General features: G+C 66.8%; 27 protein-coding genes. 11 read left to right on the forward strand and 16 right to left on the reverse strand.

The features are described 5' to 3' along the window. Nucleotide 1: 1 nt before the first annotated feature. From hemW to ACFPU0_RS05150, 10 genes are all read right to left on the reverse strand, one after another. Nucleotides 2-1,219 carry a radical SAM family heme chaperone HemW gene (gene hemW / locus ACFPU0_RS05105; protein WP_377691699.1) on the reverse strand — a complete coding sequence of 406 codons (1,218 nt, stop codon included), beginning with the start codon at nt 1,217-1,219 and terminating at the stop codon, nt 2-4. After that, nucleotides 1,216-1,812, reverse strand: coding sequence for an RdgB/HAM1 family non-canonical purine NTP pyrophosphatase (gene rdgB / locus ACFPU0_RS05110; protein ID WP_377691700.1), 597 nt, complete (start codon nt 1,810-1,812; stop codon nt 1,216-1,218). Before rdgB ends, hemW begins: the two co-directional genes overlap by 4 nt. Beyond that, entirely contained in the window at nt 1,809-2,228 is a 420-nt protein-coding gene (locus ACFPU0_RS05115) for a DUF4426 domain-containing protein (protein WP_377691701.1), read from the reverse strand. Before ACFPU0_RS05115 ends, rdgB begins: the two co-directional genes overlap by 4 nt. A 17-nt stretch (nt 2,229-2,245) precedes the next feature. Next, nucleotides 2,246-2,866: a methionine biosynthesis protein MetW gene (gene metW, locus ACFPU0_RS05120; RefSeq protein WP_377691702.1), complete on the reverse strand. Its 621-nt coding sequence runs from the start codon at nt 2,864-2,866 to the stop codon at nt 2,246-2,248. Between the two features lie 3 nt (nt 2,867-2,869). Continuing rightward, on the reverse strand, nt 2,870-4,009 hold the full coding sequence (metX, locus tag ACFPU0_RS05125; protein ID WP_377691703.1) for a homoserine O-succinyltransferase MetX: 1,140 nt from the start codon (nt 4,007-4,009) through the stop codon (nt 2,870-2,872). A gap of 109 nt (nt 4,010-4,118) precedes the next feature. After that, nucleotides 4,119-6,107 carry a dynamin family protein gene (locus ACFPU0_RS05130; protein ID WP_377691704.1) on the reverse strand — a complete coding sequence of 663 codons (1,989 nt, stop codon included), beginning with the start codon at nt 6,105-6,107 and terminating at the stop codon, nt 4,119-4,121. 209 nt (nt 6,108-6,316) lie between these two features. Next, the gene (locus ACFPU0_RS05135; RefSeq protein WP_377691705.1) at nt 6,317-6,613 is read right to left on the reverse strand and encodes a DUF167 domain-containing protein; all 297 of its coding nucleotides are present in this window, start codon (nt 6,611-6,613) and stop codon (nt 6,317-6,319) included. Then, nucleotides 6,610-7,203, reverse strand: coding sequence for a YggT family protein (locus tag ACFPU0_RS05140; RefSeq protein WP_120653589.1), 594 nt, complete (start codon nt 7,201-7,203; stop codon nt 6,610-6,612). The genes ACFPU0_RS05135 and ACFPU0_RS05140 overlap by 4 nt, the downstream gene beginning before the upstream one ends. A gap of 10 nt (nt 7,204-7,213) precedes the next feature. Continuing rightward, nucleotides 7,214-8,032: a pyrroline-5-carboxylate reductase gene (gene proC, locus ACFPU0_RS05145; RefSeq protein ID WP_377691706.1), complete on the reverse strand. Its 819-nt coding sequence runs from the start codon at nt 8,030-8,032 to the stop codon at nt 7,214-7,216. A gap of 14 nt (nt 8,033-8,046) precedes the next feature. Then, on the reverse strand, nt 8,047-8,739 hold the full coding sequence (locus ACFPU0_RS05150) for a YggS family pyridoxal phosphate-dependent enzyme (protein WP_377691707.1): 693 nt from the start codon (nt 8,737-8,739) through the stop codon (nt 8,047-8,049). A 73-nt stretch (nt 8,740-8,812) separates the two neighbouring features. Between ACFPU0_RS05150 and pilT the strand changes: the two genes are divergently transcribed. The 5 genes from pilT (at nt 8,813) to ACFPU0_RS05175 (ending at nt 14,208) form a co-directional block, all read left to right on the forward strand. Beyond that, nucleotides 8,813-9,847, forward strand: a complete 1,035-nt coding sequence (pilT, locus tag ACFPU0_RS05155) for a type IV pilus twitching motility protein PilT (protein WP_377691708.1) — start codon at nt 8,813-8,815, stop codon at nt 9,845-9,847. A 39-nt stretch (nt 9,848-9,886) separates the two neighbouring features. Further along, nucleotides 9,887-11,032, forward strand: a complete 1,146-nt coding sequence (locus ACFPU0_RS05160) for a PilT/PilU family type 4a pilus ATPase (RefSeq protein WP_377691709.1) — start codon at nt 9,887-9,889, stop codon at nt 11,030-11,032. 103 nt (nt 11,033-11,135) lie between these two features. Beyond that, entirely contained in the window at nt 11,136-11,531 is a 396-nt protein-coding gene (locus ACFPU0_RS05165) for an NINE protein (protein ID WP_377691710.1), read from the forward strand. A gap of 116 nt (nt 11,532-11,647) precedes the next feature. Further along, complete coding sequence (locus tag ACFPU0_RS05170; RefSeq protein ID WP_377691711.1) at nt 11,648-13,027, forward strand: pyridoxal-phosphate dependent enzyme; 1,380 nt, start codon at nt 11,648-11,650, stop codon at nt 13,025-13,027. After that, nucleotides 13,024-14,208: a trans-sulfuration enzyme family protein gene (locus ACFPU0_RS05175; protein WP_377691712.1), complete on the forward strand. Its 1,185-nt coding sequence runs from the start codon at nt 13,024-13,026 to the stop codon at nt 14,206-14,208. The genes ACFPU0_RS05170 and ACFPU0_RS05175 overlap by 4 nt, the downstream gene beginning before the upstream one ends. A gap of 235 nt (nt 14,209-14,443) precedes the next feature. Here the strand turns inward: ACFPU0_RS05175 and ACFPU0_RS05180 are convergent, their stop codons facing one another. Then, on the reverse strand, nt 14,444-16,825 hold the full coding sequence (locus ACFPU0_RS05180) for a penicillin acylase family protein (protein WP_377691713.1): 2,382 nt from the start codon (nt 16,823-16,825) through the stop codon (nt 14,444-14,446). A gap of 109 nt (nt 16,826-16,934) precedes the next feature. Here ACFPU0_RS05180 and ACFPU0_RS05185 point away from each other — a divergent pair, with 109 nt between their 5' ends. Next, nucleotides 16,935-17,975: an AraC family transcriptional regulator gene (locus tag ACFPU0_RS05185; protein WP_377691714.1), complete on the forward strand. Its 1,041-nt coding sequence runs from the start codon at nt 16,935-16,937 to the stop codon at nt 17,973-17,975. Here ACFPU0_RS05185 and ACFPU0_RS05190 read toward each other — a convergent pair. After that, on the reverse strand, nt 17,972-18,547 hold the full coding sequence (locus tag ACFPU0_RS05190) for a DUF6436 domain-containing protein (RefSeq protein ID WP_377691715.1): 576 nt from the start codon (nt 18,545-18,547) through the stop codon (nt 17,972-17,974). The two genes, ACFPU0_RS05185 and ACFPU0_RS05190, sit on opposite strands and share 4 nt — an antisense overlap. A gap of 122 nt (nt 18,548-18,669) precedes the next feature. Between ACFPU0_RS05190 and ACFPU0_RS05195 the strand changes: the two genes are divergently transcribed. After that, nucleotides 18,670-19,611 carry an alpha/beta hydrolase gene (locus ACFPU0_RS05195; RefSeq protein ID WP_377691716.1) on the forward strand — a complete coding sequence of 314 codons (942 nt, stop codon included), beginning with the start codon at nt 18,670-18,672 and terminating at the stop codon, nt 19,609-19,611. Nucleotides 19,612-19,945: 334 nt separating this feature from the next. Here ACFPU0_RS05195 and ACFPU0_RS05200 read toward each other — a convergent pair whose 3' ends face one another. Then, the gene (locus ACFPU0_RS05200; protein ID WP_377691717.1) at nt 19,946-20,701 is read right to left on the reverse strand and encodes a hypothetical protein; all 756 of its coding nucleotides are present in this window, start codon (nt 20,699-20,701) and stop codon (nt 19,946-19,948) included. A 193-nt stretch (nt 20,702-20,894) separates the two neighbouring features. On the opposite strand from ACFPU0_RS05200, the gene ACFPU0_RS05205 reads away from it, so the two are divergent. Further along, on the forward strand, nt 20,895-21,524 hold the full coding sequence (locus tag ACFPU0_RS05205) for a 2OG-Fe(II) oxygenase (RefSeq protein ID WP_377691718.1): 630 nt from the start codon (nt 20,895-20,897) through the stop codon (nt 21,522-21,524). A 9-nt stretch (nt 21,525-21,533) separates the two neighbouring features. Here the strand turns inward: ACFPU0_RS05205 and ACFPU0_RS05210 are convergent, their stop codons facing one another. Further along, a complete protein-coding gene (locus ACFPU0_RS05210; RefSeq protein WP_377691719.1) occupies nt 21,534-22,091 on the reverse strand; it encodes a DUF6160 family protein in 558 nt (185 codons plus the stop codon). Nucleotides 22,092-22,306: 215 nt separating this feature from the next. On the opposite strand from ACFPU0_RS05210, the gene ACFPU0_RS05215 reads away from it, so the two are divergent. Then, nucleotides 22,307-22,798 carry a DUF523 domain-containing protein gene (locus ACFPU0_RS05215; RefSeq protein ID WP_377691720.1) on the forward strand — a complete coding sequence of 164 codons (492 nt, stop codon included), beginning with the start codon at nt 22,307-22,309 and terminating at the stop codon, nt 22,796-22,798. A 3-nt stretch (nt 22,799-22,801) separates the two neighbouring features. Here ACFPU0_RS05215 and ACFPU0_RS05220 read toward each other — a convergent pair whose 3' ends face one another. Further along, nucleotides 22,802-23,329, reverse strand: coding sequence for a transporter substrate-binding domain-containing protein (locus tag ACFPU0_RS05220; RefSeq protein ID WP_377691721.1), 528 nt, complete (start codon nt 23,327-23,329; stop codon nt 22,802-22,804). Nucleotides 23,330-23,456: 127 nt separating this feature from the next. Between ACFPU0_RS05220 and ACFPU0_RS05225 the strand changes: the two genes are divergently transcribed. Beyond that, nucleotides 23,457-23,888, forward strand: coding sequence for a DUF4399 domain-containing protein (locus ACFPU0_RS05225; RefSeq protein WP_377691722.1), 432 nt, complete (start codon nt 23,457-23,459; stop codon nt 23,886-23,888). Between the two features lie 73 nt (nt 23,889-23,961). Here ACFPU0_RS05225 and serA read toward each other — a convergent pair whose 3' ends face one another. Then, nucleotides 23,962-25,191, reverse strand: coding sequence for a phosphoglycerate dehydrogenase (gene serA / locus ACFPU0_RS05230; protein WP_377691723.1), 1,230 nt, complete (start codon nt 25,189-25,191; stop codon nt 23,962-23,964). A gap of 187 nt (nt 25,192-25,378) precedes the next feature. Here serA and ACFPU0_RS05235 point away from each other — a divergent pair, with 187 nt between their 5' ends. After that, nucleotides 25,379-26,770, forward strand: coding sequence for an FAD-binding oxidoreductase (locus ACFPU0_RS05235; RefSeq protein WP_377691724.1), 1,392 nt, complete (start codon nt 25,379-25,381; stop codon nt 26,768-26,770). Nucleotides 26,771-26,791: the final 21 nt, after the last annotated feature.

Below are 26,791 nucleotides of genomic sequence, written 5' to 3' on the forward strand. Positions count from 1 at the left end.
GTCAAGGCAGGAAGTGCTGCAGCAGGTCGTTGAGGAACAGTTGGCCCTCTGCCGTGGCCACCAGCCGCTGCGGGTCCTTCTGCAGCAGGCCGCGGGCCTCGGCTTCGCTGCGGGCTGCCGCGAGGCTGGCCAGCGGCAGGCCGGTCCGCTGGGTGAACAACGCCGCGGGCACGCCGTCCGTGAGGCGCAGCACGTTCATGAGGAATTCGAAGGGCAGTTCGTCCCGCTCCAGGTGGCGCTCGCCGGCCTGGAAGCGCTTGGCCGGGTCCAGGTAGTCCTTCGGCAGGCGGGTCTTCCAACTGCGGATGATCCGCCCGTCCGGGCTGCTCAGCTTGGCGTGGGCGCCGGCGCCGATGCCGAGGAAGTCGCCGAAGGTCCAGTAATTGATGTTGTGGCGCGCGCGCAGGCCGCCCCGGGCATAGGCGGACACTTCGTACTGGGCGTAGCCCTGCTCGGCGAGCAGCGCCTGGCCGGCTTCCTGGATGTCCCAGAGGATGTCGTCCTCCGGGAGCTCGGGCGGCTGGCTCCAGAACACCGTGTTCGGCTCCATGGTCAGCTGGTACCAGGAAAGGTGCGTCGGGCCCTGGGCGATGGCGATGCGCAGGTCTTCCAGGGCGTCCTCGATGGATTGCTCCGGCAGGCCGTGCATCAGGTCCAGGTTGAAGTTGTCGAAGCCGGCCTTGCGCGCCATGTCTGCGGCGCGAATGGCTTCCTCGCCATTGTGGATCCGCCCCAGGGCCTTGAGCTTGGCCTCCTGGAAGCTCTGCACGCCGATGGACAGGCGGTTGATGCCGAGCTGGCGGTAGGCGGCGAACTTGGCCTGCTCGAAGGTGCCGGGGTTGGCTTCGAGGGTGATCTCGATATCGCGGGCGAAGGGCACCTGCTGTTCCACGCCGTCCAGCAGCCGGCCGATGGCGTTGGCACTGAACAGGCTGGGGGTGCCGCCACCGAAGAAGATGGAGGTCAGCTCGCGGCCGTGGACGTGGCCCAGGTCCTGCTCGAGGTCGGCGAGCAGGGCATCGATGTAGGCCTCTTCAGGCAGCTCGGCGCCGGCGGCATGGGAGTTGAAGTCGCAGTAGGGGCACTTGCGCACGCACCAGGGGATATGCACGTAGAGCGCCAGGGGCGGGAGCTCGAAAGCCGGGCTGAGGGCTGAAGGCTGGAGGCTGGACGAAGGAGCGGCCCCGTCGTCCGGCTTCGAGCCTCTGGCGGCTTTCATTGCAGTCCCAGCCGCTGTTTGAGCAGCGCCATGGCGCGGGCGCGGTGGCTGAGTCGATTCTTGTCGATGGGGGAGAGTTCGGCGCTGGAGCATTCGCATTCGGGGACCCAGAACAGCGGGTCGTAGCCGAAGCCGTGATCGCCACGGGCCTCGAACAGGATGCGACCGCGCCAGACGCCTTCGCAGAGGATCGGCAGCGGGTCCTCGGGGCGGCGCAGCAGGGCCAGGCTGCAGATGAACTGGGCGCCACGTTCCGCCTCGGGGACGTCGCGCAGCACATCCAGCAGCTTGGCGTTGTTGGCCGCATCGCCGCGGCCGTCCGCATAGCGCGCCGAGTAGATGCCGGGCGCGCCACCCAGGGCATCCACGGCCAGGCCGGAATCGTCGGCAAGCGCCGGCAGGCCGGAAACCCGGGCGGCATTGCGCGCCTTGAGGATGGCGTTCTCGACGAAGGAGAGGCCGGTTTCGTCCGGTTCCACGTCACTGAACTCGGCGATGGAGCGTACCTTCACGCTGTCGCCGAGCATGGCCTGGAGTTCCTTGAGTTTGCCGGCGTTGTGGCTGGCCAGCACCAGTTCTTTGAAAGGCATCATTGGTCGGGGAAGAATTCCTGGTCGAAGCTGAAACTGTGGGGCGCTTCGTCACCGCGCTGCACGTTGAGGGTGAAGTTCAGCACCTCACGCTCGTCGAAGGGGAACTGCGCCAGATAGTAGATGGCCTCGCCTTCGTTCACCTGCTTGAACTTGAGCGTGGTGACCTGGCCCATCAGGTTCTTCACCTGGCCGCTGACCTGCGCGGTGCTGGCCTTGCCGGCCTTGAGTACGGCGACGTTGACCACGCCCTGGCTCTTGCTGCGGGTCAGGCCCACCGCGGCGGCGATGTCCGGCTGCAGGAAGCTGGAGTTGAAGGCGTTGTAGTGCACGTCCAGGTCGCCGAAGGTCTGTTTGCGCTCGGCGGCCGCCGGCAGGGCCAGGCAAAGGGCGAAGAGGAACAGGGCTAGACGACGCATGGTGGCTCTCCTTTGATTCAGACCGCGACGCGGTGGTCCGCGAGGCCCGGGCCGCTGACGCGATAGATGCCGATCTCACCCAACAGATTAGGCCAAACCCGGCTCGGCAGGTTGTGCCGGTGCGCGTTGTCCACGGCGAGGTGGTCGAGGACCTTCACCTGCATTTCGCGGCACAGCGCCTCGAAGTCCTTGAAGGTGCAGAAGTGGATGTTCGGCGTGTTGTACCAGGTGTAGGGGAGGAACTCCGACACCGGCATGCGCCCGTAGCGCGCCAGGTACCAGCGGCAACGCCAGTGGCCGAAGTTGGGGAAGGTGATGATGCACTCGCGGCCGACCCGCAGCATTTCCTTGAGGATGCGGTCGGGGTAGTGCACGGCCTGCAGCGCCTGGGTCATCACCACCACGTCGAAGCTGTTGCTGGCGAAGTTGCCCAGGCCCTTGTCCAGGTCCTGTTCGATCACGTTGATGCCACGGTCGATGCAGTGGGCGATGTTTTCCGGGTCGATCTCCAGGCCGTAGCCGCTGACCTGCTTGTGGTCGCGCAGCCAGGCCAGCAGTTCACCGCGGCCGCAGCCGAGGTCGAGTACCCGGCTGCCGGCTGGAATCCAGTCCTGGATGATTTCGAGGTCGGCACGCATGGGTTACACCGCAATCCTGTTCATGTAGCTGCTGAAGGCCTGGAGGTAGCGCGGGATCGGCATGAGGAAGGCATCGTGGCCCTGGGGCGCATCGATCTCCAGGTAGCTGACGTTCTTGCGCGCGGCCATCAGGGCGTCGACGATTTCCCGCGAACGGGCCGGGGAGAAACGCCAGTCGGTGGTGAAGGACATCACGCAGAAGTCCGCCTTGGCCGCCGCCAGGGTGCGTGCCAGATCGCCGTCGTGGGCGGCGGCCGGATCGAAGTAGTCCAGGGCCTTGGTCATCAGCAGGTAGGTGTTGGCGTCGAAGCGCCCGGAAAACTCCTCGCCCTGGTAGCGCAGGTAGCTTTCCACCTGGAATTCCACGCTGTGGAAGTCGTAGTTGAGCTTCTCGCTCTTCAGGCCTCGGCCGAATTTCTCGCCCATGGCGTCATCCGAGAGGTAGGTGATGTGGCCCACCATGCGCGCCAGCATCAGGCCGCGCTTGGGGATCACGCCCTGTTCCTGGAAGTGCCCGCCGTGGAACTCCGGGTCGGTGAGGATGGCCTGGCGCGCCACCTCGTTGAAGGCGATGTTCTGCGCCGAGAGCTTGGGCGCCGAGGCGATGGCCAGGCAGTGGCGCACGCGCTCCGGGTAGCTGATGGTCCACTGCAAGGCCTGCATGCCGCCGAGGCTGCCGCCCACCACTGCAGCCCACTGCTGGATGCCGAGGACGTCGGCCAGGCGTGCCTGGCTGTTGACCCAATCCTCCACCGTCATCACCGGGAAATCGGCGCCGAAGGGCGCGCCGGTGGCCGGGTTGAGGCTGGAGGGGCCGGTGGAGCCGTTGCAGCCGCCCAGATTGTTCAGGCTGACGACGAAGAACTTCAGGGTATCGATGGCCTTGCCCGGGCCGATGCAACTGTCCCACCAGCCGGGCTTGCGGTCTTCCATGCTGTGGTAGCCGGCGGCGTGGTGGTGGCCGGACAGCGCGTGACAGATCAGCACCGCATTGCTGCGGGACTGGTTCAGCTCGCCGTAGGTCTCATAGACCAGTTCGTAGTCGGCCAGGCTGCGGCCGCAGGCCAGCGCCAGCGGCTCGCTGAAGCGCTGCACCCGCGGGCTGACCAGGCCGACGGAATCTGCGGGAATAGCGGTGGGCATCGCGACCCTGCTCTCGATTTGGGAAGGGCGCCAGTCTAAAGAGCGCCGCCCCCAGCGGCAAGCGCGCGGGGTGGCGGCCAAGGCGTTGAATAATCAGGTGTTGCGGGGGTCAGGCGGACTCGCCGCCACGCTGCTTGCGCGGGGGCACGGGCAGGTTGACCACCTTGGCCATGCGCTGGATCGGCGAGGGGCGGCGGAAGGTGCGGAGCATCTCGTTGGCCTGGGCGATCTGCTGCTCCAGTTCCTCGGCGTAGCGCTCCAGCTGCTGGCCGCGCTGGCGGGTCAGCTGGGTTTCCTGGGCCAGGGCCTTCAGTCGCAGCATGTGGGTTTCCAGCAACTGCTTGTGCTCCAGGGTGTGTTGCATCAGCGGCATCAGCGCGTCGCTGGCCCACTGGGTGACTTCCAGGCGCAGGCGCTGGTGCATGCCGATCACCTCCTGCACCAGGGTATCGAAGAAGCGCTTGCCCAGCTGGCGCTGCTCGGTCAGCAGGGTCTTGGGATGCCGGCGGAACTGGTCGGCCTTTTCACGCAGCTGGGCGATCTCGCGCTGGTAGCGCTGCACGTTGAACTGCGGCGCGTCGACGCCGTGCAGCGGGTTTTCCTCGTTGTGCCGGCGGTAGATGGCCGCGACCATCTTGTTGGCCATGTCCGCTTCGTGCTCCAGGCTGAGCAGGTCGTGCTCCAGCGAGCGGAAGAAATGCAGGATGGCCTGGTTGATGCCCAGGGTGGTCCAGCTGCCGGTGAGTTCGCGGCGCAGGCGTGCCAGGTGTTCATCCAGGCGCTCCGGGCGGGCGGCATTGCGCAGTGCATCGCCCTGGCGCTTGAGCAGGCGCTGGTTGGTCTTCAAGCCCAGCAGGCGGCGGTGATGCCGGGCGTGGTCTTCCTTGGTGCGGGCGGTCAGCTCGAAGAGCATCTGGCCGTTGTCCTGCTGGTGGCTGTCGAGCATCGCCTGCTGTTCGCGAACCTTTTCCAGGCGCAGATTGAGCACATGCAGGCTGTTCTGCAGCAGCGCCATCACCTGGTTGGCGACGTTCTCTTCGATCAGCCGTTCCTTCTGGGTGACGATGCGCTCGCAGAGCAGCTCTTCCAGGGCGCCGATCTGGCTGCGGGCGAGCAATTCGCCGTCCTGGCGCACCTTGGCCAGCAGCGCCTGCTTGGCCGAGAGCGGCAATACATCCTCCCGGCGAATGCCGAGCTGGCGTGCGGTGGTTTCCTGGATGCGGTTGATGGCGTTCTGCACGAAGCTGTCGCCGGCCAGGTCGTCCCAGAGCACGTCGATCTTGTTCAGCACGGCGAACAGGTGGCCCTGGGAGTCCTCCTCGAGCTGGCGGATATGCTGCTGCCAGACGCCCATGTCGCTGGCGGTGACGCCGGTATCGGCCGCGAGCAGGAAGATGATGGCCTGGGCGCTGGGCAACATCGACAGGGTCAGCTCCGGCTCGCTGCCGAGGGCGTTCAGCCCGGGGGTGTCGAGGATCCGCAGGCCCTGGCGCAGCAGCGGGTGGTCGAGGTTGACCATGGCGTGGCGCCAGGCCGGCACCAGCACTTCGCCGGGGCGGCCGGTGGCGTCGAGCGTGTCGGGGTGGAAGCCCAGCTGGATGGCCTGCTCCACCGGCATGGGTTTGGTCCGCGCCACCTGGGTGAAGGCCTGGATCATGTTGTCCGGGTCGCTCGGGTCCAGGGGGATGTTCACCCAGTGCCGGGGCGAGCGCTTGAACTGCGCCACGCTGGCGGAGGCGGTGCGCGACTCGATGGGCAGCAGGCGGATGTAGGAGCGTTCGGAGCGGGGGTCGTAGAACAGCTCGGTGGGGCACATGGTGGTGCGCCCGGCCTGGGACGGCAGCATGCGCTGGCCGAACTCGGAGAAGAACAGGCAGTTGATCAGTTCGGTCTTGCCGCGGGAGAACTCGCCGACGAAGGCCAGGGTGATGTGGTCGGTGCGGAGCAGGCGTTGCGCGCGTTCCAGCTTGGCGGAGAGGGCGTCGGAATTGAGTCGGTTGTGTTCAAGCCAGCTTCTGTAGCGGGTGATTTCCCGCAGCAGCTCGCGCTTCCAGGCAACGTAGGCGTCGACTTGCTGACTGAGACGCTCCATGCTCATTCAGGCTCTCCTCGTAATCACGCATCCTGCGTACGGGAATGGACGGACATCGTATCGGATTGCCGACGATGCTGGCGGTCGTACCACCCCCTCCAGGAGTTTTTCCCGGAGCAAGTAAAGGCACAGTGCCAGCCTGTCATTGCTGGGCATTATCCGCCTTGGCAAGTGTCCGTCAATCGCCGTGACGACGACGCCCGCCTTAAGGTCGGTCAGGACTGCCGAGCGGTCAGTCCGGGCAGGTCGGGGAGGATTTTCGGGCGCTTGATGCGTACCCGCTTCTGGCGATTCAGTTCGCCGCTTTCCAGGCTCACCTGGCTCTTGGCGACGCCGAAGGCCTTCGCGAGGAAGGCCATGAGATGGGCGTTGGCCTTGCCCTCCACCGGCGGGGCGGTGAGGCGGATCTTCAGGCGCTCGCCATGCAGCCCGGCGAACTCGTCGCGGCTCGCCTTGGGCTGCAGGTGGCAGTCGAGGATCAGGTCCTCGCCTGACCAGCGGTACCAGGTCACAGGAAGGGGCTGAGGATCTGCGGCATGCCGGTCATGGCAGCCAGGTTGCCGATCACCAGCATATCCAGCAGTTTCAGCGCGATGAAGGCGAAGATCGGCGAGATATCCAGGCCGCCGAGGTTCGGCAGCAGCTTGCGGAAGGGCATCAGCAGCGGTTCGCAGATCTGGTTCACCAGCTGGGCGCCGGGGTTGTAGCTGCCCGGAGCGACCCAGGAGAGGATCACGCTGATGATCAGGGCGAAGAAGAACACCTTCAGGAACAGCGAGGTGACGCCGATGATCGACCAGATCAGCAGCTGCAGCAGGTAGCCGCCGACGCCGTAGCCCATCAGGGTCAGGGTGACGACCATCAGCAGCAGCTGGACCAGGATGGCCAGCACCAGGGAGGCCAGGTCGAGGCCGCCGAAGCCGGGAATGATCTTGCGCAGCGGGTTGAGCAGCGGCTTGGTGGCGCGCACCACGAACTGGCTCAGCGGGTTGTAGAAGTCGGCGCGCACCAGTTGCAGGATGAAGCGCAGCAGGACGATCAGCAGATAGAGGCTGCCGAGGGTCTGGATCACGTAGATGGCGGCGGTGTTGAGTCCGGTCATCGAAAGCTCCTTATTGGCCCAGTTGTTCGGCCAGTTCGGCCGAGCGCCGGTCGGCGGCGTCCAGGGCCTGTTGCACCAGGGCTTCGAAGCCGCCGGCCTGGAAAGTCTTGATCGCCGCCTCGGTGGTGCCGTTGGGCGAGGTCACGCGGCGGCGCAGTTCGGCGGCGTCGACATCGCTGGAAACCGCCATGCGCGCCGCGCCCAGGGCGGTCTGCAGGGTCAGTTGCTCGGCGGTGGCGCGGGGCAGGCCGAGCTTCTCGCCGGCGGCGGTCATGGCCTCCATCAGCAGGAAGAAGTAGGCCGGTCCGCTGCCGGACACCGCGGTCACGGCATCGACCAGTTTCTCTTCATCCAGCCAGAGCGCGATGCCCACGGCGGACAGCAGCTGTTCGGCCTGCTCGCGCTGGGTGGCGCTGACCTCGGCATTGGCGTACAGGCCACTGGCGCCCTGGCCCACCAGCGCCGGGGTGTTGGGCATGCAGCGCACGATCGGGCGCGGGCCGAGCCAGGCGGCCAGGCTGGCGCAGGTGATGCCGGCGGCGATGGAGACTACCAGCTGGCCATCCTTCAGGCTGGGTGCCAGGGCCTGGCAGACCGCCTTCATGACCTGCGGCTTGGTGGCCAGGACCACCACGTCGGCGCCTTGCACGGCGTCGGCGTTGCTTTCCACCACCTCGATGCCGTGCTCGGCGGCGATCTTCGCGCGCTGCTCGGCGCCGGGGTCGCTGGCGCGGATGTGGTCAGCGGCGACGCCCTGGGCGCGCAGGCCGCCGATCAGGCTGGCGGCCATGTTGCCGGCGCCGATGAATGCAATGCGGGGAGTGCTCATGAATGCTTCCTTTATTAATGCGAGGGCTGGCCGTAATCGCGGGCGCCGAACAGCGCGGTGCCGATACGCACCCAGGTGGCGCCTTCGGCGATGGCCGCTTCGAGGTCATGGCTCATGCCCATGGACAGGGTGTCCAGGGAGGGGTTCAGTGCCTCCTGCAGCTGGCGCAGGCGGGCGAAGGCGGCACGTTGCGCCGCCTGGTCTTCGGTGGGTTCGGGGATCGCCATCAGCCCGCGCAGGCGCAGGTTGGGCAGCTTGGCCACGGCGGCGGCCAGGGCCGGCAGGTCCTCGGGGGCGCAACCGGACTTGCTGGCTTCAAAGCTGACATTCACCTGCAGGCAGATGTTCAGCGGCGGCAGCTGCGCCGGCCGCTGGGCCGAGAGGCGCTCGGCGATCTTCAGGCGATCAACCGAGTGCACCCAGTGGAAATGTTCGGCAATGGGTTTGGTCTTGTTCGACTGGATCGGCCCGATGAAATGCCAGGTCAGCGCCAGGTCGCCGAGTTCGGCCTGCTTGGCCAGGGCTTCCTGCAGGTAGTTCTCGCCGAAATCGACGACGCCGCAGGCGAAGGCTTCACGGATCGCTTCGGCGGGTTTGGTCTTGCTCACGGCCAACAGGCCGATACCTGAAAAATCTCGCCCGGAGGCTTGCGCCGCCTCACGGATACGCGCGCGAACCTTTGCAATATTGTCTGCTATCGTGGACATTACCTGCGCTCTACAGCCCGGCCTGAGTGGGGTCTGCGGCATTCTAACCGCTTGATGTGAATTGGGGAGTCCCATGGACATTACTGAGCTGCTTGCCTTCAGCGCCAAGCAGGGCGCTTCGGACCTGCATCTCTCCGCCGGGCTGCCGCCCATGATCCGTGTCGACGGCGATGTGCGTCGGATCAACCTGCCGCCGCTGGACCACAAGCAGGTTCACGCGCTGATCTACGACATCATGAACGACAAGCAGCGCAAGGATTACGAAGAGTTCCTCGAGACCGACTTCTCCTTCGAAGTGCCGGGCGTCGCGCGCTTCCGGGTCAACGCCTTCAACCAGAATCGCGGCGCCGGCGCCGTGTTCCGGACCATCCCCTCCAAGGTGCTGACCATGGAGGACCTCGGCATGGGCGAGATCTTCAAGAAGATCTCCGACGTGCCCCGCGGCCTGGTGCTGGTCACCGGCCCCACCGGCTCGGGCAAGTCCACCACCCTGGCGGCGATGCTCGACTACCTGAACAGCACCAAGTACCACCATATCCTCACCGTGGAAGACCCCATCGAGTTCGTCCACGAATCGAAGAAGTGCCTGATCAACCAGCGGGAAGTGCACCGCGATACCCTGGGCTTCAACGAAGCCCTGCGTTCGGCCCTGCGGGAAGACCCGGACATCATCCTGGTCGGCGAGATGCGCGACCTGGAAACCATCCGCCTGGCGCTGACCGCCGCGGAAACCGGCCACCTGGTGTTCGGCACCCTGCACACCACCTCCGCGGCCAAGACCATCGACCGGGTGGTCGACGTCTTCCCCGCCGAGGAAAAGTCCATGGTCCGCTCCATGCTCTCCGAATCCCTCCAGGCGGTGATCTCCCAGACGCTGCTGAAGAAGATCGGTGGCGGCCGGGTGGCGGCCCACGAGATCATGATCGGCACCCCGGCCATCCGTAACCTGATCCGCGAGGACAAGGTGGCGCAGATGTACTCCGCCATCCAGACCGGCGGCTCCCTCGGCATGCAGACTCTCGACATGTGCCTCAAGGGTCTGGTCAGCAAGGGCCTGGTCAGCCGCGAGAGCGCGCGGGAAAAGGCCAAGAGCCCGGAAAGCTTCTGATACGCCTGAACGGCACCGCACCCGAACAGCGAGAGAACCATGGAATTCGAGAAACTGCTGCGCCTGATGGTGGAAAAAGGCGGTTCGGACCTCTTCATCACGGCCGGCGTGCCGGCTTCGATGAAGGTCAACGGCAAGATCATGCCGGTGACCAAGAACCCCATGTCGCCGGAAATGACCCGGGAAACCGTGCTGGGCGTGATGAACGACCAGCAGCGCCGCGAGTTCGCCGAGAACCACGAGTGCAACTTCGCCATCAGTGCGCGGGGCATCGGCCGCTTCCGCGTCAGCGCCTTCTACCAGCGCAACCTGGTGGGCATGGTGCTGCGCCGGATCGAGACCACCATCCCCACCATCGACGAGCTCAAGCTGCCGGAGATCCTCAAGAAGCTGGCGCTGACCAAGCGCGGCCTGGTGCTCTTCGTCGGCGCCACCGGCACCGGCAAGTCCACCTCCCTGGCGGCGATGATCGGCCACCGCAACAAGAACAGCAGCGGCCACATCATCTCCATCGAGGACCCGATCGAATTCATCCACCAGCACCAGAGCTGCATCGTCACCCAGCGCGAAGTGGGGATCGATACCGAGTCCTTCGAGGTGGCCCTGAAGAACACCCTGCGCCAGGCGCCGGACGTGATCCTGATCGGCGAGGTGCGGACCCGCGAGACCATGGACCACGCCATCGCCTTCGCCGAGACCGGCCACCTGTGCCTGGCCACCCTGCACGCCAACAATGCCAACCAGGCGCTGGACCGCATCATCAACTTCTTCCCCGCCGACCGGCAGCAGCAGGTGTGGATGGACCTGTCGCTGAACCTCAAGGCCATCGTCGCCCAGCAACTGGTGCCCGCCCCCGATGGCAAGGGGCGCCGCGCGGTGATCGAGGTGCTGATCAACACCCCGCTGGTCGCCGACCTGATCCGCAAGGGCGAGGTGCATGAGCTCAAGGCCCTGATGAAGCGCTCCACCGAGCACGGCATGCAGACCTTCGACCAGGCGCTCTACAACCTCTATTCCCAGGGCGAGATCACCTACGAGGACGCGCTGCTCTACGCCGATTCCGCCAACGACCTGCGCCTGATGATCAAGCTCGGCTCGGAAACCGACGGCGAGCACCTGCAACACATGAGCGACGGGCTCTCGCTGCAGGTGTCCGAAGAAGACCCGGGGCGCCGCTTCCGCTAAGCTTGCGCTCGACAAGCAAGCCCGCCTCGGCGGGCTTCTTCATGCCCGCTCGGCGCGCCCGTCGTTTGGCATCGCAATCGTTCACAACCCTGCAGGAGGCAACATGGACGCACGTCTGGACACCCACAGCAAGGTCATCGGCTACCTGCTGTGGATCTTCGGATTCCTCGGCTCCCACCGTTTCTATTACGGCAAGCCGATAACCGGGACCCTCTGGTTCTTCACCCTCGGCCTGTTCTTCATCGGCTGGATCATCGACCTCTTCCTGATCCCGTCCATGGACCGCGAAGCCTCCCTGCGCTTCAACCCCGGCCAGTACGACTACAACGTCGCCTGGATACTACTGACCTTCCTCGGCGTCTTCGGCGTGCACCGCATGTACCAGGGCAAGTGGATCAGCGGCATCCTCTACCTGCTCACGGGTGGCTTCTTCCTGATCGGCGTGCTCTACGACTTCTGGACCCTGAACACCCAGGTGTCGGTGCTCAACGCCCGCTAGGGCGCTTTCTTCCGTCCCCTTCGTCGGAACCCATGGCGGGCCCCGGCATCGCGGCCTATGTTGCTGCGTGGGGCGACCGCTTCGCCCCCTGCCTGGTCGCGCAAGGAGGTGACGCCATGAACAGCGCCAAAGATGTCCGCCCCGCGGTCCTCGACCTGATCGGCAATACCCCGCTGGTGCGGGTCACCCGTTTCGATACCGGCCTCTGCACCTTGTTCCTCAAGCTGGAATGCCAGAACCCCGGCGGCTCCATCAAGGACCGCATCGGTATCGCCATGATCAACAGCGCCGAGCGTGATGGCCGGCTGAAGCCCGGCGGCACCATAGTCGAGGCCACCGCCGGCAATACCGGCCTGGGCCTGGCGCTGGTAGGCCGCGCCAAGGGCTACCGGGTGGTGCTGGTGGTGCCGGACAAGATGTCCACCGAGAAGGTGCTGCACCTGAAGGCCATGGGCGCCGAGGTGCACATCACCCGTTCCGATGTCGGCAAGGGCCACCCCGAGTATTACCAGGACCTGGCCGGCCGCCTGGCGGCGCAGATCCCAGACGCCTTCTTCGCCGACCAGTTCAACAACCCCGCCAACCCCCTGGCCCACGAATGCACCACCGGCCCGGAAATCTGGCAGCAGACCGGCCAGGACGTGGACGCCATAGTAGTGGGCGTCGGCTCCGCCGGCACCCTGACCGGCCTGACCCGTTACTTCCGCCGGGTGCAGCCCGACCTGGAAATGGTCCTGGCCGACCCGGTGGGTTCCATAGTCGCCGAGTACACCCGCAGCGGCACCCTCGGTACCCCCGGCTCCTGGGCGGTGGAGGGCATAGGCGAGGACTTCATTCCCGGTATCGCCGATCTCTCCAGCGTGCGCCACGCCTACTCCATCAGCGATGAGGAGAGCTTCGGCCATGCCCGCGAGCTGCTGCGCCAGGAGGGTATACTCGGCGGTTCCTCGACCGGCACCCTGCTGGCCGCGGCGCTGCGCTACTGCCGCGAACAGACGACCGCCAAACGGGTGGTCAGCTTCGTCTGCGACACCGGCACCCGCTACCTGTCGAAGATCTACAACGACCAGTGGATGACCGACCAGGGCCTGCTGGCGCGCAAGCGCTACGGCGACCTGCGCGACCTGATCGCGCGGCGCTTCGAGGATGGCCGGGTGATCAGCGTCGGTTCGGACGACACCTTGCTCACCGCCTTCCAGCGCATGCGCCTGGCCGATGTCTCGCAGTTGCCGGTGCTGGACGGCGGGCGGCTGGTCGGAGTCGTCGACGAGTCCGACATCCTGCTCGGCGTGCATGCCGACGCCACCCACTTCCGCCAGCCCGTGTCGAGCGTCATGACCACCCGCCTGGAAACCCTGGCGCCGGACGCCAGCCTGGCCGAACTGCAGGCCGAGCTCGACCGCGGCCTGGTGGCCATCATCGCCGACGCCTCGGGCTTCCACGGCCTGATCACTCGATTCGACCTGCTCAACCACCTGCGGAGGAGCCTCCCATGAGCCAGCGGGATGACAACAGCAATCGGGCCTTCGCCACCCGCGTCATCCACGCCGGCCAAAGCCCGGACCCCTCCACCGGCGCCATCATGCCGCCGATCTACGCCAACTCCACCTACGCCCAATCCAGCCCCGGGGTGCACAAGGGCCTGGACTACGGCCGCTCCCACAACCCCACGCGCTGGGCCCTGGAGCGTTGCGTGGCCGACCTGGAAGGCGGCGCCCAGGCCTTCGCCTTCGCCTCCGGCCTGGCGGCCATCGGCACTGTGCTGGAACTGCTCGACAGCGGCGCCCACATAGTCGCCAGCAACGATCTGTACGGCGGCACCTTCCGCCTGTTCGAGCGGGTGCGCAGGGCCAGCGCCGGGCACCGCTTCAGCTTCGTCGATTTCAGCGACATCGGCGCCATCGGCGCGGCGATCCGGGACGACACCCGCATGCTCTGGGTGGAAACCCCGAGCAACCCGCTATTGCGCCTGGCCGACCTCAGCGCCATCGTGGCCCTCTGCCGGGGCCGCGGCATCATCCTGGCGGCCGATAACACCTTTGCCAGCCCCTGGATCCAGCGGCCGCTGGACCTGGGCTTCGACCTGGTGGTGCACTCCTCCACCAAGTACCTCAATGGCCACTCCGATGTGATCGGCGGTATTGCCGTGGTGTCCGGCGACAGCCGTTGCGAGCCGCTGCGCGAACGCCTGGGCTTCCTGCAGAACGCCGTGGGTGCCATCGCCGGCCCCTTTGACGCCTTCCTCACCCTGCGCGGAGTGAAGACCCTGGCCCTGCGCATGGAGCGCCACTGCGGCAACGCGCTGGAACTGGCCTTCTGGCTGGAGCAGCAGCCGCAAGTGGCGCGGGTCTACTATCCCGGCCTGCTGTCCCATCCGCAGCACGCACTGGCACGACGGCAGATGCACGGCTATGGCGGGATGATCTCCCTGGACCTGAAAGCGGACCTGGCCGGCACCAAGCGCTTCCTCGAAGCGGTGCGCATCTTCACCCTGGCGGAAAGCCTGGGCGGGGTGGAAAGCCTGATCGAGCACCCGGCGATCATGACCCACGCCAGCATCCCGGCGGAGATCCGCGCCGAACTGGGCATCGGCGACTCCCTGGTGCGGCTGTCGGTGGGGGTGGAAGACGTGGACGACCTGCGCGCGGATCTGGCGCAGGCGTTGGAGCGGATCTGACGGTTCAGGATAAATACCGCGCCGCCCGGTGAGTCTTCCCCTCTCCCCAGCCCTCTCCCTGAAGGGAGAGGGAGTGGCCTGTGCAGGATGGTGGGCCCTGAGTCACCCCTCTCCTCTTCAGGGGTGAAGAGGCACGCTTTCGGAAGCACCGCTTCCGGTGGCGATGAACGCCTGAGCGCGAAGCGATCAGGCAGGGGCGCAGGGCGGGGGCCGGGGGAGAGGCTCGCTCCGATGCTCAATTGCCAGGCACCAGCTTCAGCACCTCGCGGCTATTGGCCTTCACCTCATCCTCGGCGAAGTGCATCGGCACGTATTCACCGCGCAGGTAGGCCTCGGCCTGGTCCTTGTAGTGGCGGTCGAAGAGCACGCCGCTCTGGCCGACGGGGTTGATGCCCAGGGCGTGTTCGGCATCGGCCAGGTCCACCAGGCGGCGGGTGGAGGGACCATAGAACACTTCCCAGGGAGCTGGACCTACGCGGTTGGACAGGTTGTTGGGCACTTCATGGCCGCCGGGGGCGGCGAAGGGGCCGACGTTGAACAGCAGGTTCAGCGGCTTCTGCTGGCCCAGCGGGTGATTGTGGGTCAGGGGATGGGCATTGCCCCAGAGCCATTTGCCGCTGTCCTCGCCCAGGGTCCGCTGCAGGTGCGCCAGGCTGGCCTGCCAGGCGACCTTGACCGCCTCGGCGCGGCCTTCCTTCTGCGGGGTATCGCGATCGTCCCACCAGGGTGAATTGGCGTCTGCGGCCAGTCGCGGCAGGGCGGTGTCGAGGACGCGGGTCTGCAGCAGGCTGTCGAAGAAAGCGTCGCCCAGTTCGTCGTGCATGGCGGCCTTGGCCAGATCATGGATGAACTGGTTGAACAGGGTGGCGGCGACGGAGTCCAGCCCGTGGTCGCCGTTCCAACCGGCCAGTCGCTCCACCAGGGCCTTCTCCCGGTCATCGGCCGCCGCTGCGCGCAGCTCGTCCAGCAGCGGCGCCAGCAGGCGCGGGCCATAGCCGGTGCCGGTATCCAGCTGTAGCGCCTGGCTGTTGCGCAGGTCCCACTTCACCCCGGGTTGGGCGAGGCGTTCGTTGAGGCGCTGGCCGCGGTCAGGCAGGTTGTAGTAGCCGGGAATGGCCACGCCTGTGGGCGACAGCGGCTGGTAGTTGGCCGAGACGATGTAGCCGCGCTCCGGGTTCTCCTCCTGGGGGTTGGCGCTGAAGGGCAGGTAGCCGGGCTTGTCCGCCGCGCCGGTACTGCCGTCGAGGATGAAGGTGGGGTTCACGCCCTGCGGACGTTGCGGCAGCCGGGCGGCCGCCCACCAGCCGATGTCTCCGCTGGCGCCGGCCCAGACGACGTTCAGCCCCGGGGCGTGGATCTTCTCGGCGGCGGCACGGGCCTTGGCCAGGCTGTCGGCGCGGTTGAGCTGGTAGAAGGCGTCGAGGATAGGGTTCTCGGTCTCCAGGAAGGCCCACCACATGGCGATGGGCGTCTTGCCGGCGGCCGCGCCCAGGGCGTCGTTGATGATGGGGCCGTGGGGCGAGCGGCGCAGGGTCAGCTTCACCGGTTCGCCGTCCTTGACCTGGATGCTTTCCTCGCGGCTCTCAAGGTTCACCCAGCGGCCCTGGTACCAGACCTGGTCGGGGTTGTCCGGGTTGCTTCTCTCGGCGATCAGGTCGAGGTCGTCGTTCTGGAACATGGTCAGGCTCCAGGCGAACTGCCGGTTGTGCCCCAGGGAGGCGACCGGGTTGAGCGCCTGGTGATGGCCGTAGAGCTCGAAGCCCGGATAGGAAAGCTGCGCCTCGTACCACACCGCCGGCACGGCGAAGCGGATGTGCGGGTCGCCGGCCAGCAGCGGCTTGCCGCTGGCGGTGCGACTGCCGGATACGGCCCAGGCGTTGCTGCCCTCGAACTGCGGCAGGCCGGCTTCCACCAGGGCCTGCTGGCTGAGCTGCGCCAGGCGGTTGAGGTCCTGCCAGTCGGCGCTGGCCAGGGGCTGGCCGATCACGCCTTCGGGGTGCCAGTCGAGGTCGAAGGCTTTCAGGTAGTCGGCCCCCAGCTCGTCGCGCACATAGGTCATCACCGGTTCGGTGCGGAAGGCGGCGGCGAAGCTGTAGGCCATGTAGCCGGCCACCGAGAGGGTGTCCGCGACGGTGAAGGGGCGTTTCTCGATGCCCAGCAGGTCGAATTCCACCGGCGCCGGACGGCTGTCCTGGTACTGGTTGATGCCGTCGAGGTAGGCCTGCAGCGCCTTGGTCGCCGGGCTGTCCAGGTCCATCTTGCCGGCGTAGGCGTCGGCGTGGGCGCGAATCCCCAGGGTGCGGAACAGGCGGTCGGTGTCCACCAGGCGGGCGCCGAGGATTTCCGCCAGCTCGCCACGGGCCAGGCGACGCAGCATCTCCATCTGGAACAGGCGGTCCTGGGCATGGACGAAGCCCAGGGCACGGTACAGGTCGGTTTCGTTGGCGGCCTGGATATGCGGTACGCCGCGCTCGTCGTAGCGCACGGTCACCGGAGCCTGGAGATGGGCCAGGGCCAGCTCGCCGCTGCGCAGCGGCTTCTTGTGTTCGCTGTACCAGGCGCCGCCCGCTGCGGCCGCCGCGACGATGACGGCCAGGGCGGTCAGGGTGCGTTTCATGCACGATTCTCCTTGTTGTGGTCGCGGCATTCTCTCCAAGCCGATCTTCGCGGGCATTGACCAAAGGCTTCATGGCTGGAAGTCTTCGGTCAATTTCGTGGAGCCCGCCATGCCCAACGCCGAGCCCGATGCCATCGCCCTTGTGCCCCTGACCCATTCCGCCACACTGCGCCGCCTGCTTTACGAAGCCCTGGCGGAGCTGGGCCTGGACCCCGGGCAGGTCTACCTCGGCATCAACCAGCATCGTCGCTGGGGAGCGCCTCCTGTGGACGGCCGCCTGCGCCATGACGACGCGCCGCAGTTCTGGCTGGCTGCCGACGGCTTGATCGGTGACCCCGATATCGGCCTGCACCTGGGGGAGGTGATGAAGCCGCGCCTGCTCGATGTGGTGGGCTACCTGCTGCTGGCCAGCCGCGACCTGGGCGAGGCATTGGCGAGTTTCCTGCGTTTCCAGCACATCCTCTCCGGTGGCTTCGTCGCCCAGCTGCGGATCGAGGGTGCGCAGGCATGCCTGGTGATCGACCTCAACTACCTGGGCTTCTCTTCCCTGCGCCAGCAGATGGAGTGCCTGGCCCTGCTGTTCGCCAAGCTGCTGGGCTCCATCACCGACGGCGAATTCCGTCTGGACGGCGTGCGGTTCCGCCATCCCCGGCCGGCACGGGTGAGCGAACACCAGCGCCTGTTCGGCCTGCTGCCCGAGTTCGGCTGTGAGCATGACGCGCTGCTGTTCCCGGCAGCCTTGCTGAAACGCCCCTCGCGTACCGCCAATCCGGAGCTGCACCAACTGCTCTGGCGGCATGCCGAGGCGCAGCTGGATGCGCTGGCGGGCAACGACCTGCTCAACCGCCTGCGCTACCTGCTGGGTGTGCGGCTCGGCCAGGCGGATTGTTCGCTGCAAGCCTGTGCCGCCGAGCTGGGCTTGAGCGCCGGGGGCCTGCAACGCGCGCTGGCCGAGCAGGGCAGCAACCTGCGGCGGGTGCGTGAAGCGGTGCAGCAAGCCCGTGCGGTGGAGCTGCTACGGGAGGGCAGGGCGATGCGCGAAGTGGCCCGGGCCTGCGGCTTTGCCGAGCTGTCGCCCTTCTACCGGGCCTTTCGCCGCTGGTATGGCATGCCGCCGGAGGCCTACAGGGCGCGCCTTGGCGGCGGCTAGGATGGCTCGCGCCAGGCGCAGAAGCAGCCGGCCGCCAGCGTGCTGCTGGCGCTGACCGGGCGATTGTCGAGCAGGGCTTCGAGAATGGGTTCGATGAAACTGTTGGCCGAGTTGCACACCGCCCCTTCGCTGTAGGGGCCGAAGTAGGCCAGGCGACCGTCGCGGTCCCAGATGCCGACGGCGGGCACTGCGGGCAGTTCTTCGGCGCCGGGCACCTCGGCCAGCGGTTGCAGGGCCTCAAGGCCGGGTGGCAGCTGGCCCTTGCTGCCGGGCCTCTGCAGGGCGTGGAAGGTCACGCCCTGGGGCGCGAAGCGCTGGATCAGCTCGGCCAGATGCTGCTGGTTGCCCGCATTGCACGGGCAGGCCGGGTCCCAGAAATGCACCAGGCGTATCGGCCCCGGGCCGGCGAGGTTGGTCGGCAGGCGCAGCTGCTCGCCGGAAAATACCCGGGCCTGGGTGTCGAAGGGGCGGACGTAACGCGATTCGTACCAGCGCAGTGCCAGCAGGATGGTGCTGACGCAGGCGAGCAGGACGAGGCTGGAAAGGAGCGTCTTGGGTCTGGGGGCACGCATGCTGAAGGGGCCTGTGTAGGGGCGCGTAGCTTGCCACGTTGCGCCGGGCAGCAGAATATCGGCAGCCGGCCAGGGACCCAGGCGGTCCCGTGGCGATCTTCGCTCGATCCAGGGAAAGCCCGATGTCAGACCACTTCCAGCCCGAACTGCTGCGCTCCTTGTTGCGACCCTTGGCCGCAGGCGCCGCGGACTTGCGCCAGGCGCAGACCTATCGGGCCTTCTACCGACTGGATTTCTCCACGCGCCATCCGGATGTTTCGACTCGCCTGGGCTGCATCGAAGCAGCCGGCTATACCCTGGTCACCCAGCTCTGGCTGCCGTCCGAACCCCGCGCCAGCCTGGTGATGCTGCACGGCTACTACGACCACATGGGGCTCTATGGCCATCTGGTGGATTGGGCACTGGGGATGGGCTTCGCGGTGATCGCCTGCGACCTGCCCGGCCACGGGCTGTCCAGCGGGGCGCGGGCCAGCATCGGCGACTTCGCCGAGTACCAGGCCACCCTCGAAGCCCTGCTGGGCGAGGCCGCGACCCTGGGGCTGCCACGGCCCTGGCACCTGGCGGGGCAGAGCACCGGCGGCGCCATCCTGCTGGACTACCTGCTGAACGGCGCGCCGCGCGCGGAGCTGGGCGAGACGCTGCTCTTCGCTCCGCTGGTGCGGCCGCGGGCCTGGGGCTGGTCGAGGTTCAGCTACCAGTTGATGCGGCATTTCGTCGAAGGCATTCCGCGGCGCTTCAGCGTCAACTCCAGCGATGCCGAGTTCATCGAGTTCGTCCACCACCGCGATCCGCTGCAACCGCAGACCCTGCCTACCGCCTGGGTCGGCGCCCTGGCGCGCTGGGTGCCGCGCATCGAGAAGGCGCAGCGCAGCACCAGGCGCCCCCTGGTGATCCAGGGCGATGGCGACATGACGGTGGACTGGAAGCACAACCTCAAAGTGCTGGCGGAGAAGTTCGACCGGCCCGACGTGCTGATGCTGCAAGGGGCCGGGCACCATCTGGTGAACGAGGCACCGGCCTATCGGGAACGCTACTTCGGCTTCCTGCGGGAACGGTTGGGGTGAGGCTTTAGCCTCTCTCCCTCTGGGAGAGGGGTGAGGGATGGTTGTGGTGGTTCAGTAGAACGTGGACTTGCTTTTGGCCCCCTGGAAGGGGGCGAATCCTCCCCCGTGCACAAGGCCGCCCCCTTTCGCCTGGCCTGGACCCTAGGGTGCGCTGCGCGCACCGATTCCGGGATCGGCTTCGGCACCACGTCAAACCGCCGGTGCGCACGGCGCACCCTACCGCTAGCCCGGACATTCGAATCGTCACAGGCAGAGCCGATGACTCATGACCACGTCCTCAGGACGCGGTTTCCCAAGTTCAAATGAATTCGCTCCCACCCAGCGCCGTGGTGGCTCAGAGGCCCTGCTGTGCGGAGGCCTCCTGGCCCACGGCCAGGCCGGCGCGCACGGCGGCGAGGGCGGCCTGGTAGTAGGCCTTGCCGTCAGCCGACTCGGCGAAGGTGACGAACTCTTCCAGTTCCGGGTCGGAAAGGTCGCGATAGACGTAGAGCAGGGTGTTGTCCAGATCGTTGCCGATCTGTTCCATCAGGCGCTGGCGCTGGCCGTCGATCATGCCCTGGGCCTGGCCGCTGCCCAGCAGGCCGGGAAGCATCTGGCTGAGGCTGTCGGCGGCGACGCCGGCCAGGGCCAGGCTGACCTCGGCACCGGCCTCGCGGGCCGGGATGGCCTGGGCCAGATGGCGGATCAGCAGGCGGCGGGTGGCATCGGCCTCGATGCGCGGCAGGCCGTTGGCGTGCTTGGCCAACTGGTCGCGGCGGGTGGCCAGGGTCTCGGCAGCGATGATCTTGCGCCCCAGGGGCGACTGGAAGAACGCCAGGGCCGGGCGCGGGTCGTTCAGCTGGCCACGCAGGGCGGTCTGGGCGCGCTGGTCGATGGCCTGGGGCTGGAAGCGGCGGTTGCTGTTATCCACCAAGGCCTGGTAGACCGCCGGCGGCAGGGTCTTCTGGTAGCGCTGCTGGGCTGCCGTGAGGGCGTCATTGAAGTGCGCGCGCTGCTCCGGCCAGCCGGCCGCCTGGTAGAGGCTGGCGTGATCGTCGGCCATGGCCGGCAAGCCGAGGAGCAGGAGGGTGATGGCGAAAAGCAGGCGCATGGAGTCTCCTTGGTGACGCAGTCCGCTGTTCGTATCGGACCCACGCGGACGGCATCGGTTCGGCGGGGGAAGGCGGTGGCGGGCGGGCAGTGCGGGGTTGAGCGTGCGGCTATTCTCAGCGGACTCGGGCTTTATTGTCGAGGCTTCGGAAACGGCCTCAATTCATGTAGGAACAATCCTGCGCACTGGTAGAATGCGCCGCATGAACGCCCCCGCCGATTTCCTACAACTTGCTCCGATCGTTGACGACCTGGCCAGCCAGGGTTGGTCTCATCAGCGCCTCGCACTCCCCGCCGAACTCACCGCCGCTCTGGCCGGGGAATGCCGTGCCCGTGCCGCCGCCGGAAGCCTGGCGCCGGCCTCCGTGGGGCGTGGCGAGGGCCAGCAGATTCGTGAGGGGGTGCGCGGCGATAGCATCCACTGGCTGGAGCGCGGCCAGTCGGCCACCAGCGATGCCTACCTGGATCTGATGGACGAGCTGCGCCAGCGGCTCAACCGCGAACTCTTTCTGGGGCTGGAAGACTTCGAGTGCCACTTCGCCCTGTATCCCCCGGGTGCCTTCTACCAGAAGCACCTGGACCGCTTCCGCGACGACGATCGTCGTGCGGTGTCGGTGGTGGCCTACCTGAACGCCGACTGGCAGCCGGAGCAGGGCGGCGCCTTGCGCCTGTATCCGGAGCAAGGCGAACGGGACGTGCTGCCCGAGGGCGGCAGCCTGGTGGTGTTCCTGTCCGCCGAACTGCCCCACGAGGTACTGCCGGCCAGCCGCGAGCGCCTGTCCCTGACCGGCTGGTTCCGCCGGCGCGGTGGCGGCCCGCTCTGAGCCCCGGGGCTAGTGGCCCCAGACCCGGAAGTTGCCCCGCAGGTCGGTGATATCGCGGATTTCCAGGCTGCCGATCCGGCTGTCGCCTATGTGCAGGTCGGCGCCGACCCGCACGCGGATGCGCTGGGCCGGGAAGCCGCTGCCCTGGAGTTGTTCGTTGATGGTGGTGAGGTCCGGCAGTTCCAGGCGCATCTGCTGGATGCCGGTGCCGCTCTTGACCACATCGAGCTTGAGGGTGGGCTGGTCGATGCCGAGTATGGGCACCGTCAGCCCCAGCTGCGCCGGCCCCAGGGCGAAACTGCCGCCGCTGCCATTGGGACAGTCGCCGGGATTGGCGCAGCCGTTGTCGATGCGCAGGTTGCGCAGCGACAGGCTGCCGCCGTCGTCGTTCCAGCTCAGGCTGTCGATGCGCGCCATCAGGTCCAGGCGCAGGTTGACCCCGGCCTGGCCGCTGATCTGGCCGAGGGCCTGGTTGTCCAGGGGTTCCAGCGCGGCCTGGGCGGTTGCGCCGAGGAGGGCGGCGGCGCAGGCCAGGGCGAGGCGGAGGTGGTTTATCGTTATGGGCATGGCACGTTCCTGTGCGGTTGGCGTGCAGAGTCTGGGGCGCCACGGCACTGGCGGCCAGTGGCGGGTGGCGCTTCCCGCCTAAGGTTGGGGGCGCCCGCCCGGCTGCGGTGTGAGTGGATTGTCCGGCGCCCTACCTTCGATCGGGGCAGGGTCAGTGCGCCGGTTCGGGCTGTTACGCGGGGTGACCACCTGCGACGCCCTTCGAGGAGATGAAGATGCAGAAGATCCTGGTCAGCCGTTGCCTGCTCGGGCAGCGGGTGCGTTACGACGGCGGCGCCCACGGCCCGTTCGACCTGTTGGCGCGCTGGCAGGCGGAGGGCCGCATAGTGCCGCTCTGTCCCGAGGTGGCCGGCGGCTTGCCGACACCGCGGGCGCCGGCGGAGATTGCTGGCGGCCGGGGCGCTGGCGTGCTGGACGGCGAGCTGCCGGTGCTCACCGACGACGGCCAGGACGTGACCGGCGAATTCGTCGCCGGGGCGCGCATCGCCCTGGAGCTGGTGGCCGCCCACGGTATCCGCATCGCCCTGCTCAAGGCGCGCAGCCCCTCCTGCGGCAACCGCGAGAACTATGACGGCAGCTTCAGCGGCATCCGCGTCGCGGGCGAGGGCGTGACCGCCGCGGCCCTGCGCCGCGCCGGCGTGGAGGTGTTCAGCGAGGAAGAGCTGGCCGAGGCGGCGGCGCGCCTGGCCGAGCTGGAGGCGGGCTGAGGCTCAGCGCGAGGCCGCGGCCGGCTGGCTGAGGTCCTTGCCCAGCCACTGCTGCGACAGCTCGCCCAGCCGGCCGTCGGACTTCAGCTTGTCGAGGGCGCGGTTGAGGGTGTCGCGGAAGGCCGGGTTGCCCTTCTGGAAGGGGATTGCCAAGGGCTGCGCCACGCCGTTGTCGCCTTCGGCCTCGGCCAGGGGGAAGGCGTAGGGCTCGCTGAACTCCAGGGGGCCCTGGGGCGCGGCCCCGAACTGGTCCAGGGCGATGTCGTAGCGGCCGGCCTGGAGGCCTTCCAGCAGCTTGCCGTCTTCTGCCACCACGAATTCCGCATCGACGTTCAACTCACTCGCCAGGGCGCGGCCCAGCTCCACTTCGAAGCCGGTCAGTTTGCCGTCTTCGCGGTAGCTGTAGGGCGGATTGTTCTCCTCCAGGGCGATGCGCAGGCTGCCGCGTTCCCAGATGTCGTCGAGCAGTTCGGCCTGGGCCAGGGGGCTCAGCAGGGCGAACAGGGCGGGCAGGCAGTACAGCAGGCGCATGGGGAACATCCTCGATTCGTTATGGATTCTTCGGCGGGCGCGGATAGAGCGCCTTGCTCGGACAACAGTGAACCTATCTGGTTGCATGGGGTCTGGTGTCTGGCTCACAAAAACATGGAGATGTGCAATGAGGACTTTGTCTTTACTGAGCCTTGGCGCCCTGCTGTTCGGCGCCGCCACCGCCACCCTGGCGGCCATTCCGCGTACTCCGGCACCCGAGGGTGCGCAGGTGTATTTCATCGAACCGGCGGATGGCGCCACCGTCGGCCATACCTCCACCATCAAGTTCGGCCTCAAGGGCATGGGTGTCGCGCCTGCTGGCGTCGATATGCCCGCCACCGGCCACCATCACCTGCTGATCAACCTGGACCAGCAGCCGGCTATGGACCGCCCCTTGCCGATGACCGACAGCATCCGTCATTTCGGCAAGGGCCAGACCGAAACCGAGGTCACCCTGCCGCCGGGCAAATACACCCTGCAGCTGCTGGTGGGCGACAAGAACCACGTACCGCTGGACCCACCGGTGGTTTCGGACCAGATCACCATCACGGTGAAGTGATTCGAAGCCCGTCCGGCCGGGCGCCGGCAAAGAAAAAGGGAGGCGCGGCCTCCCTTTTTCATGCGCGCAGTCCTTAGAAGAGGACGCGGCTGCGGATGGTGCCGTTGACGTGCTGCAGCTTCTCGAGGGCGAGGTCCGAGTACTCGGCATCGACGTCGATCACCACGTAGCCGACCTTCTCGTCGGTCTGCAGGTACTGGCCGGAGATGTTGATGCCGTTGTCGGCGAACACCTTGTTGATCTCGCTCATCACGCCCGGCACGTTCTGGTGGATGTGCAGCAGGCGGTGCTTGCCCGGGTGGGACGGCAGGGCCACTTCGGGGAAGTTGACCGAGGACACCGAGGTGCCGTTGTCGCTGTACTTGACCAGCTTCTCCGCCACTTCCAGGCCGATGTTGGCCTGGGCCTCGGCGGTGGAGCCGCCGATGTGCGGGGTCAGGATCACGCGATCCAGGCCACGCAGCGGGCTCTCGAACTCTTCATCGTTGGACTTGGGCTCGACCGGGAACACGTCGATGGCGGCGCCGATCAGGTGCTCGTCCTTGATGGCTTCGGCCAGGGCGTCCAGCTTTACCACGGTGCCTCGGGCGGCGTTGATCAGGATGCCGCCCTTCTTGATCGCGCGGATCTCCTTCTCGCCGATCATCCACTGGGTGGACGGCAGCTCGGGCACGTGCAGGGAGACGATGTCGGACATGCCCAGCAGCTCGTGCAGGTTGCCCACCTGGGTGGCGTTGCCCAGCGGCAGCTTGGTCACGGTGTCATAGAAGAACACCTGCATGCCGAGGGCCTCGGCCAGTACCGAGAGCTGGGTGCCGATGGAGCCGTAGCCGACGATGCCGAGCTTCTTGCCACGGATCTCGAAGGAGTTGGCCGCCGACTTGATCCAGCCGCCGCGGTGGCAGGAGGCGTTCTTCTCCGGAATGCCGCGCAGCAGCAGGATGGCTTCGGCCAGCACCAGCTCGGCTACCGAGCGGGTGTTGGAGTAGGGGGCGTTGAACACGGCGATACCGCGCTCGCGGGCCGCATTGAGGTTGACCTGGTTGGTGCCGATGCAGAAGCAGCCGACGGCGATGAGCTTCTTGGCGCAGTCGAACACCTCTTCGGTGAGCTGGGTGCGCGAGCGGATGCCGATGAAGTGGACGTCGGCGATCTTCTCTTTCAGTTCGTCACCGGAGAGGGCGCCCTTGAGGTACTCGATGTTGCTGTAACCGGCGGCCTTCAGGGTGTCCACGGCGTTCTGGTGGACGCCTTCGAGGAGAAGGAACTTGATCTTGCTCTTTTCGAGAGAGGTCTTGCTCATCTGCGTACCTATGTATCCCGGTAAAAATGACAGAAGCGGGCCGTGGGAGGACTTGGCTGCTACCCGGAAAATCGGCTGCAGCGCACGATTCGCGGGGTGCGTATGCTAGCATGATCTCCTTTTCCCTTGCTCGGTTGCGACCTGAATCGTTCTCAGGGCGACCATGAATGATTTGAGAGTTCCTCTGATGACCAACGCTGCCCTGATCGAAGAGCTGAAGACCCTTGTCGAGCCTGGCAAGGTCCTGACCGACGCCGCGTCCCTGGACGCCTACGGCAAGGACTGGACCAAGCATTTCGCCCCTGCGCCCAGCGCCATCGTCTTCCCCAAGAGCATCGAGCAGGTGCAGGCCATCGTGCGCTGGGCCAACCAGCACAAGGTGGCGCTGGTGCCGTCCGGCGGTCGTACCGGCCTCTCCGCTGCGGCGGTTGCTGCCAACGGCGAGGTGGTGGTCGCCTTCGACTACATGAACCAGATCCTCGGGTTCAACGAGTACGACCGCACCGTGGTCTGCCAGCCGGGCGTGGTCACCGAGCAGCTGCAGAACTTCGCCGAGGACAAGGGCCTGTACTACCCGGTGGACTTCGCTTCCGCCGGTTCCAGCCAGATTGGCGGCAACATCGGCACCAATGCCGGCGGGATCAAGGTGATTCGCTACGGCATGACCCGCAACTGGGTGGCCGGTCTCAAGGTGGTCACCGGCGCCGGCGAGCTGCTGGAGCTGAACCGCGACCTGATCAAGAATGCCACCGGCTATGACCTGCGCCAGCTGTTCATCGGCGCCGAGGGCACCCTGGGCTTCGTGGTCGAGGCCACCATGCGCCTGGATCGCGCGCCGAAGAACCTCACCGCCATGGTCCTCGGCTCGCCGGACCTGGACTCCATCATGCCGGTGCTGCACGCCTTCCAGAGCAAGCTGGACCTGACCGCCTTCGAGTTCTTCTCCGACAAGGCCATGGCCAAGGTCCTCGCCCGTGGCGACGTGCCGGCGCCCTTCGAGACCGAGTGCCCCTTCTATGCGCTGCTGGAATTCGAAGCCGCCTCTGAGGAGATCGCCAACGACGCCCTGGCCACCTTCGAGCATTGCGTCGAGCAGGGCTGGGTGCTGGACGGCGTGATGAGCCAGAGCGAGCAGCAGCTGCAGAACCTCTGGAAGCTGCGCGAGTACATCTCCGAGACCATTTCCCACTGGACGCCGTACAAGAACGACATTTCGGTTACGGTTTCCAGGGTGCCGGCCTTCCTCCATGACATCGACGCCATAGTCGAGGCCAACTACCCGGACTTCGAAGTGGTCTGGTTCGGCCATATCGGCGACGGCAACCTGCACCTGAACATCTTGAAACCGGAGAACCTGTCCAAGGACGAGTTCTTCGCCAAGTGCGCCACCGTGAACAAGTGGGTGTTCGAAACTGTCGAGAAATACAACGGCTCCATCTCCGCCGAGCACGGCGTGGGCATGACCAAGCGTGATTACCTCGGCTACAGCCGTTCCGAACCGGAGATCGCGGTGATGAAGGCGATCAAGGCTGTGTTCGATCCCAACGGCATCATGAACCCCGGAAAAATATTCAATTGAGCAGGCAGGCGGTGGAGCGAT

It is taken from the genome of Pseudomonas sp. GCM10022186, from assembly GCF_042656385.1.
In the GTDB taxonomy this organism is placed as follows: Bacteria; Pseudomonadota; Gammaproteobacteria; order Pseudomonadales; family Pseudomonadaceae; genus Metapseudomonas.

Coding starts and splice junctions, on each gene's coding strand:
- hemW (WP_377691699.1), bottom strand. CDS start 1,219: ATGAAAGCCGCCAGAGGCTCGAAGCCGGACGACGGGGCCGCTCCTTCG.
- rdgB (WP_377691700.1), bottom strand. CDS start 1,812: ATGATGCCTTTCAAAGAACTGGTGCTGGCCAGCCACAACGCCGGCAAA.
- ACFPU0_RS05115 (WP_377691701.1), bottom strand. CDS start 2,228: ATGCGTCGTCTAGCCCTGTTCCTCTTCGCCCTTTGCCTGGCCCTGCCG.
- metW (WP_377691702.1), bottom strand. CDS start 2,866: ATGCGTGCCGACCTCGAAATCATCCAGGACTGGATTCCAGCCGGCAGC.
- metX (WP_377691703.1), bottom strand. CDS start 4,009: ATGCCCACCGCTATTCCCGCAGATTCCGTCGGCCTGGTCAGCCCGCGG.
- ACFPU0_RS05130 (WP_377691704.1), bottom strand. CDS start 6,107: ATGAGCATGGAGCGTCTCAGTCAGCAAGTCGACGCCTACGTTGCCTGG.
- ACFPU0_RS05140 (WP_120653589.1), bottom strand. CDS start 7,203: ATGACCGGACTCAACACCGCCGCCATCTACGTGATCCAGACCCTCGGC.
- proC (WP_377691706.1), bottom strand. CDS start 8,032: ATGAGCACTCCCCGCATTGCATTCATCGGCGCCGGCAACATGGCCGCC.
- ACFPU0_RS05150 (WP_377691707.1), bottom strand. CDS start 8,739: ATGTCCACGATAGCAGACAATATTGCAAAGGTTCGCGCGCGTATCCGT.
- pilT (WP_377691708.1), top strand. CDS start 8,813: ATGGACATTACTGAGCTGCTTGCCTTCAGCGCCAAGCAGGGCGCTTCG.
- ACFPU0_RS05160 (WP_377691709.1), top strand. CDS start 9,887: ATGGAATTCGAGAAACTGCTGCGCCTGATGGTGGAAAAAGGCGGTTCG.
- ACFPU0_RS05165 (WP_377691710.1), top strand. CDS start 11,136: ATGGACGCACGTCTGGACACCCACAGCAAGGTCATCGGCTACCTGCTG.
- ACFPU0_RS05170 (WP_377691711.1), top strand. CDS start 11,648: ATGAACAGCGCCAAAGATGTCCGCCCCGCGGTCCTCGACCTGATCGGC.
- ACFPU0_RS05175 (WP_377691712.1), top strand. CDS start 13,024: ATGAGCCAGCGGGATGACAACAGCAATCGGGCCTTCGCCACCCGCGTC.
- ACFPU0_RS05180 (WP_377691713.1), bottom strand. CDS start 16,825: ATGAAACGCACCCTGACCGCCCTGGCCGTCATCGTCGCGGCGGCCGCA.
- ACFPU0_RS05185 (WP_377691714.1), top strand. CDS start 16,935: ATGCCCAACGCCGAGCCCGATGCCATCGCCCTTGTGCCCCTGACCCAT.
- ACFPU0_RS05190 (WP_377691715.1), bottom strand. CDS start 18,547: ATGCGTGCCCCCAGACCCAAGACGCTCCTTTCCAGCCTCGTCCTGCTC.
- ACFPU0_RS05195 (WP_377691716.1), top strand. CDS start 18,670: ATGTCAGACCACTTCCAGCCCGAACTGCTGCGCTCCTTGTTGCGACCC.
- ACFPU0_RS05200 (WP_377691717.1), bottom strand. CDS start 20,701: ATGCGCCTGCTTTTCGCCATCACCCTCCTGCTCCTCGGCTTGCCGGCC.
- ACFPU0_RS05205 (WP_377691718.1), top strand. CDS start 20,895: ATGCGCCGCATGAACGCCCCCGCCGATTTCCTACAACTTGCTCCGATC.
- ACFPU0_RS05210 (WP_377691719.1), bottom strand. CDS start 22,091: ATGCCCATAACGATAAACCACCTCCGCCTCGCCCTGGCCTGCGCCGCC.
- ACFPU0_RS05215 (WP_377691720.1), top strand. CDS start 22,307: ATGCAGAAGATCCTGGTCAGCCGTTGCCTGCTCGGGCAGCGGGTGCGT.
- ACFPU0_RS05220 (WP_377691721.1), bottom strand. CDS start 23,329: ATGCGCCTGCTGTACTGCCTGCCCGCCCTGTTCGCCCTGCTGAGCCCC.
- ACFPU0_RS05225 (WP_377691722.1), top strand. CDS start 23,457: ATGAGGACTTTGTCTTTACTGAGCCTTGGCGCCCTGCTGTTCGGCGCC.
- serA (WP_377691723.1), bottom strand. CDS start 25,191: ATGAGCAAGACCTCTCTCGAAAAGAGCAAGATCAAGTTCCTTCTCCTC.
- ACFPU0_RS05235 (WP_377691724.1), top strand. CDS start 25,379: ATGACCAACGCTGCCCTGATCGAAGAGCTGAAGACCCTTGTCGAGCCT.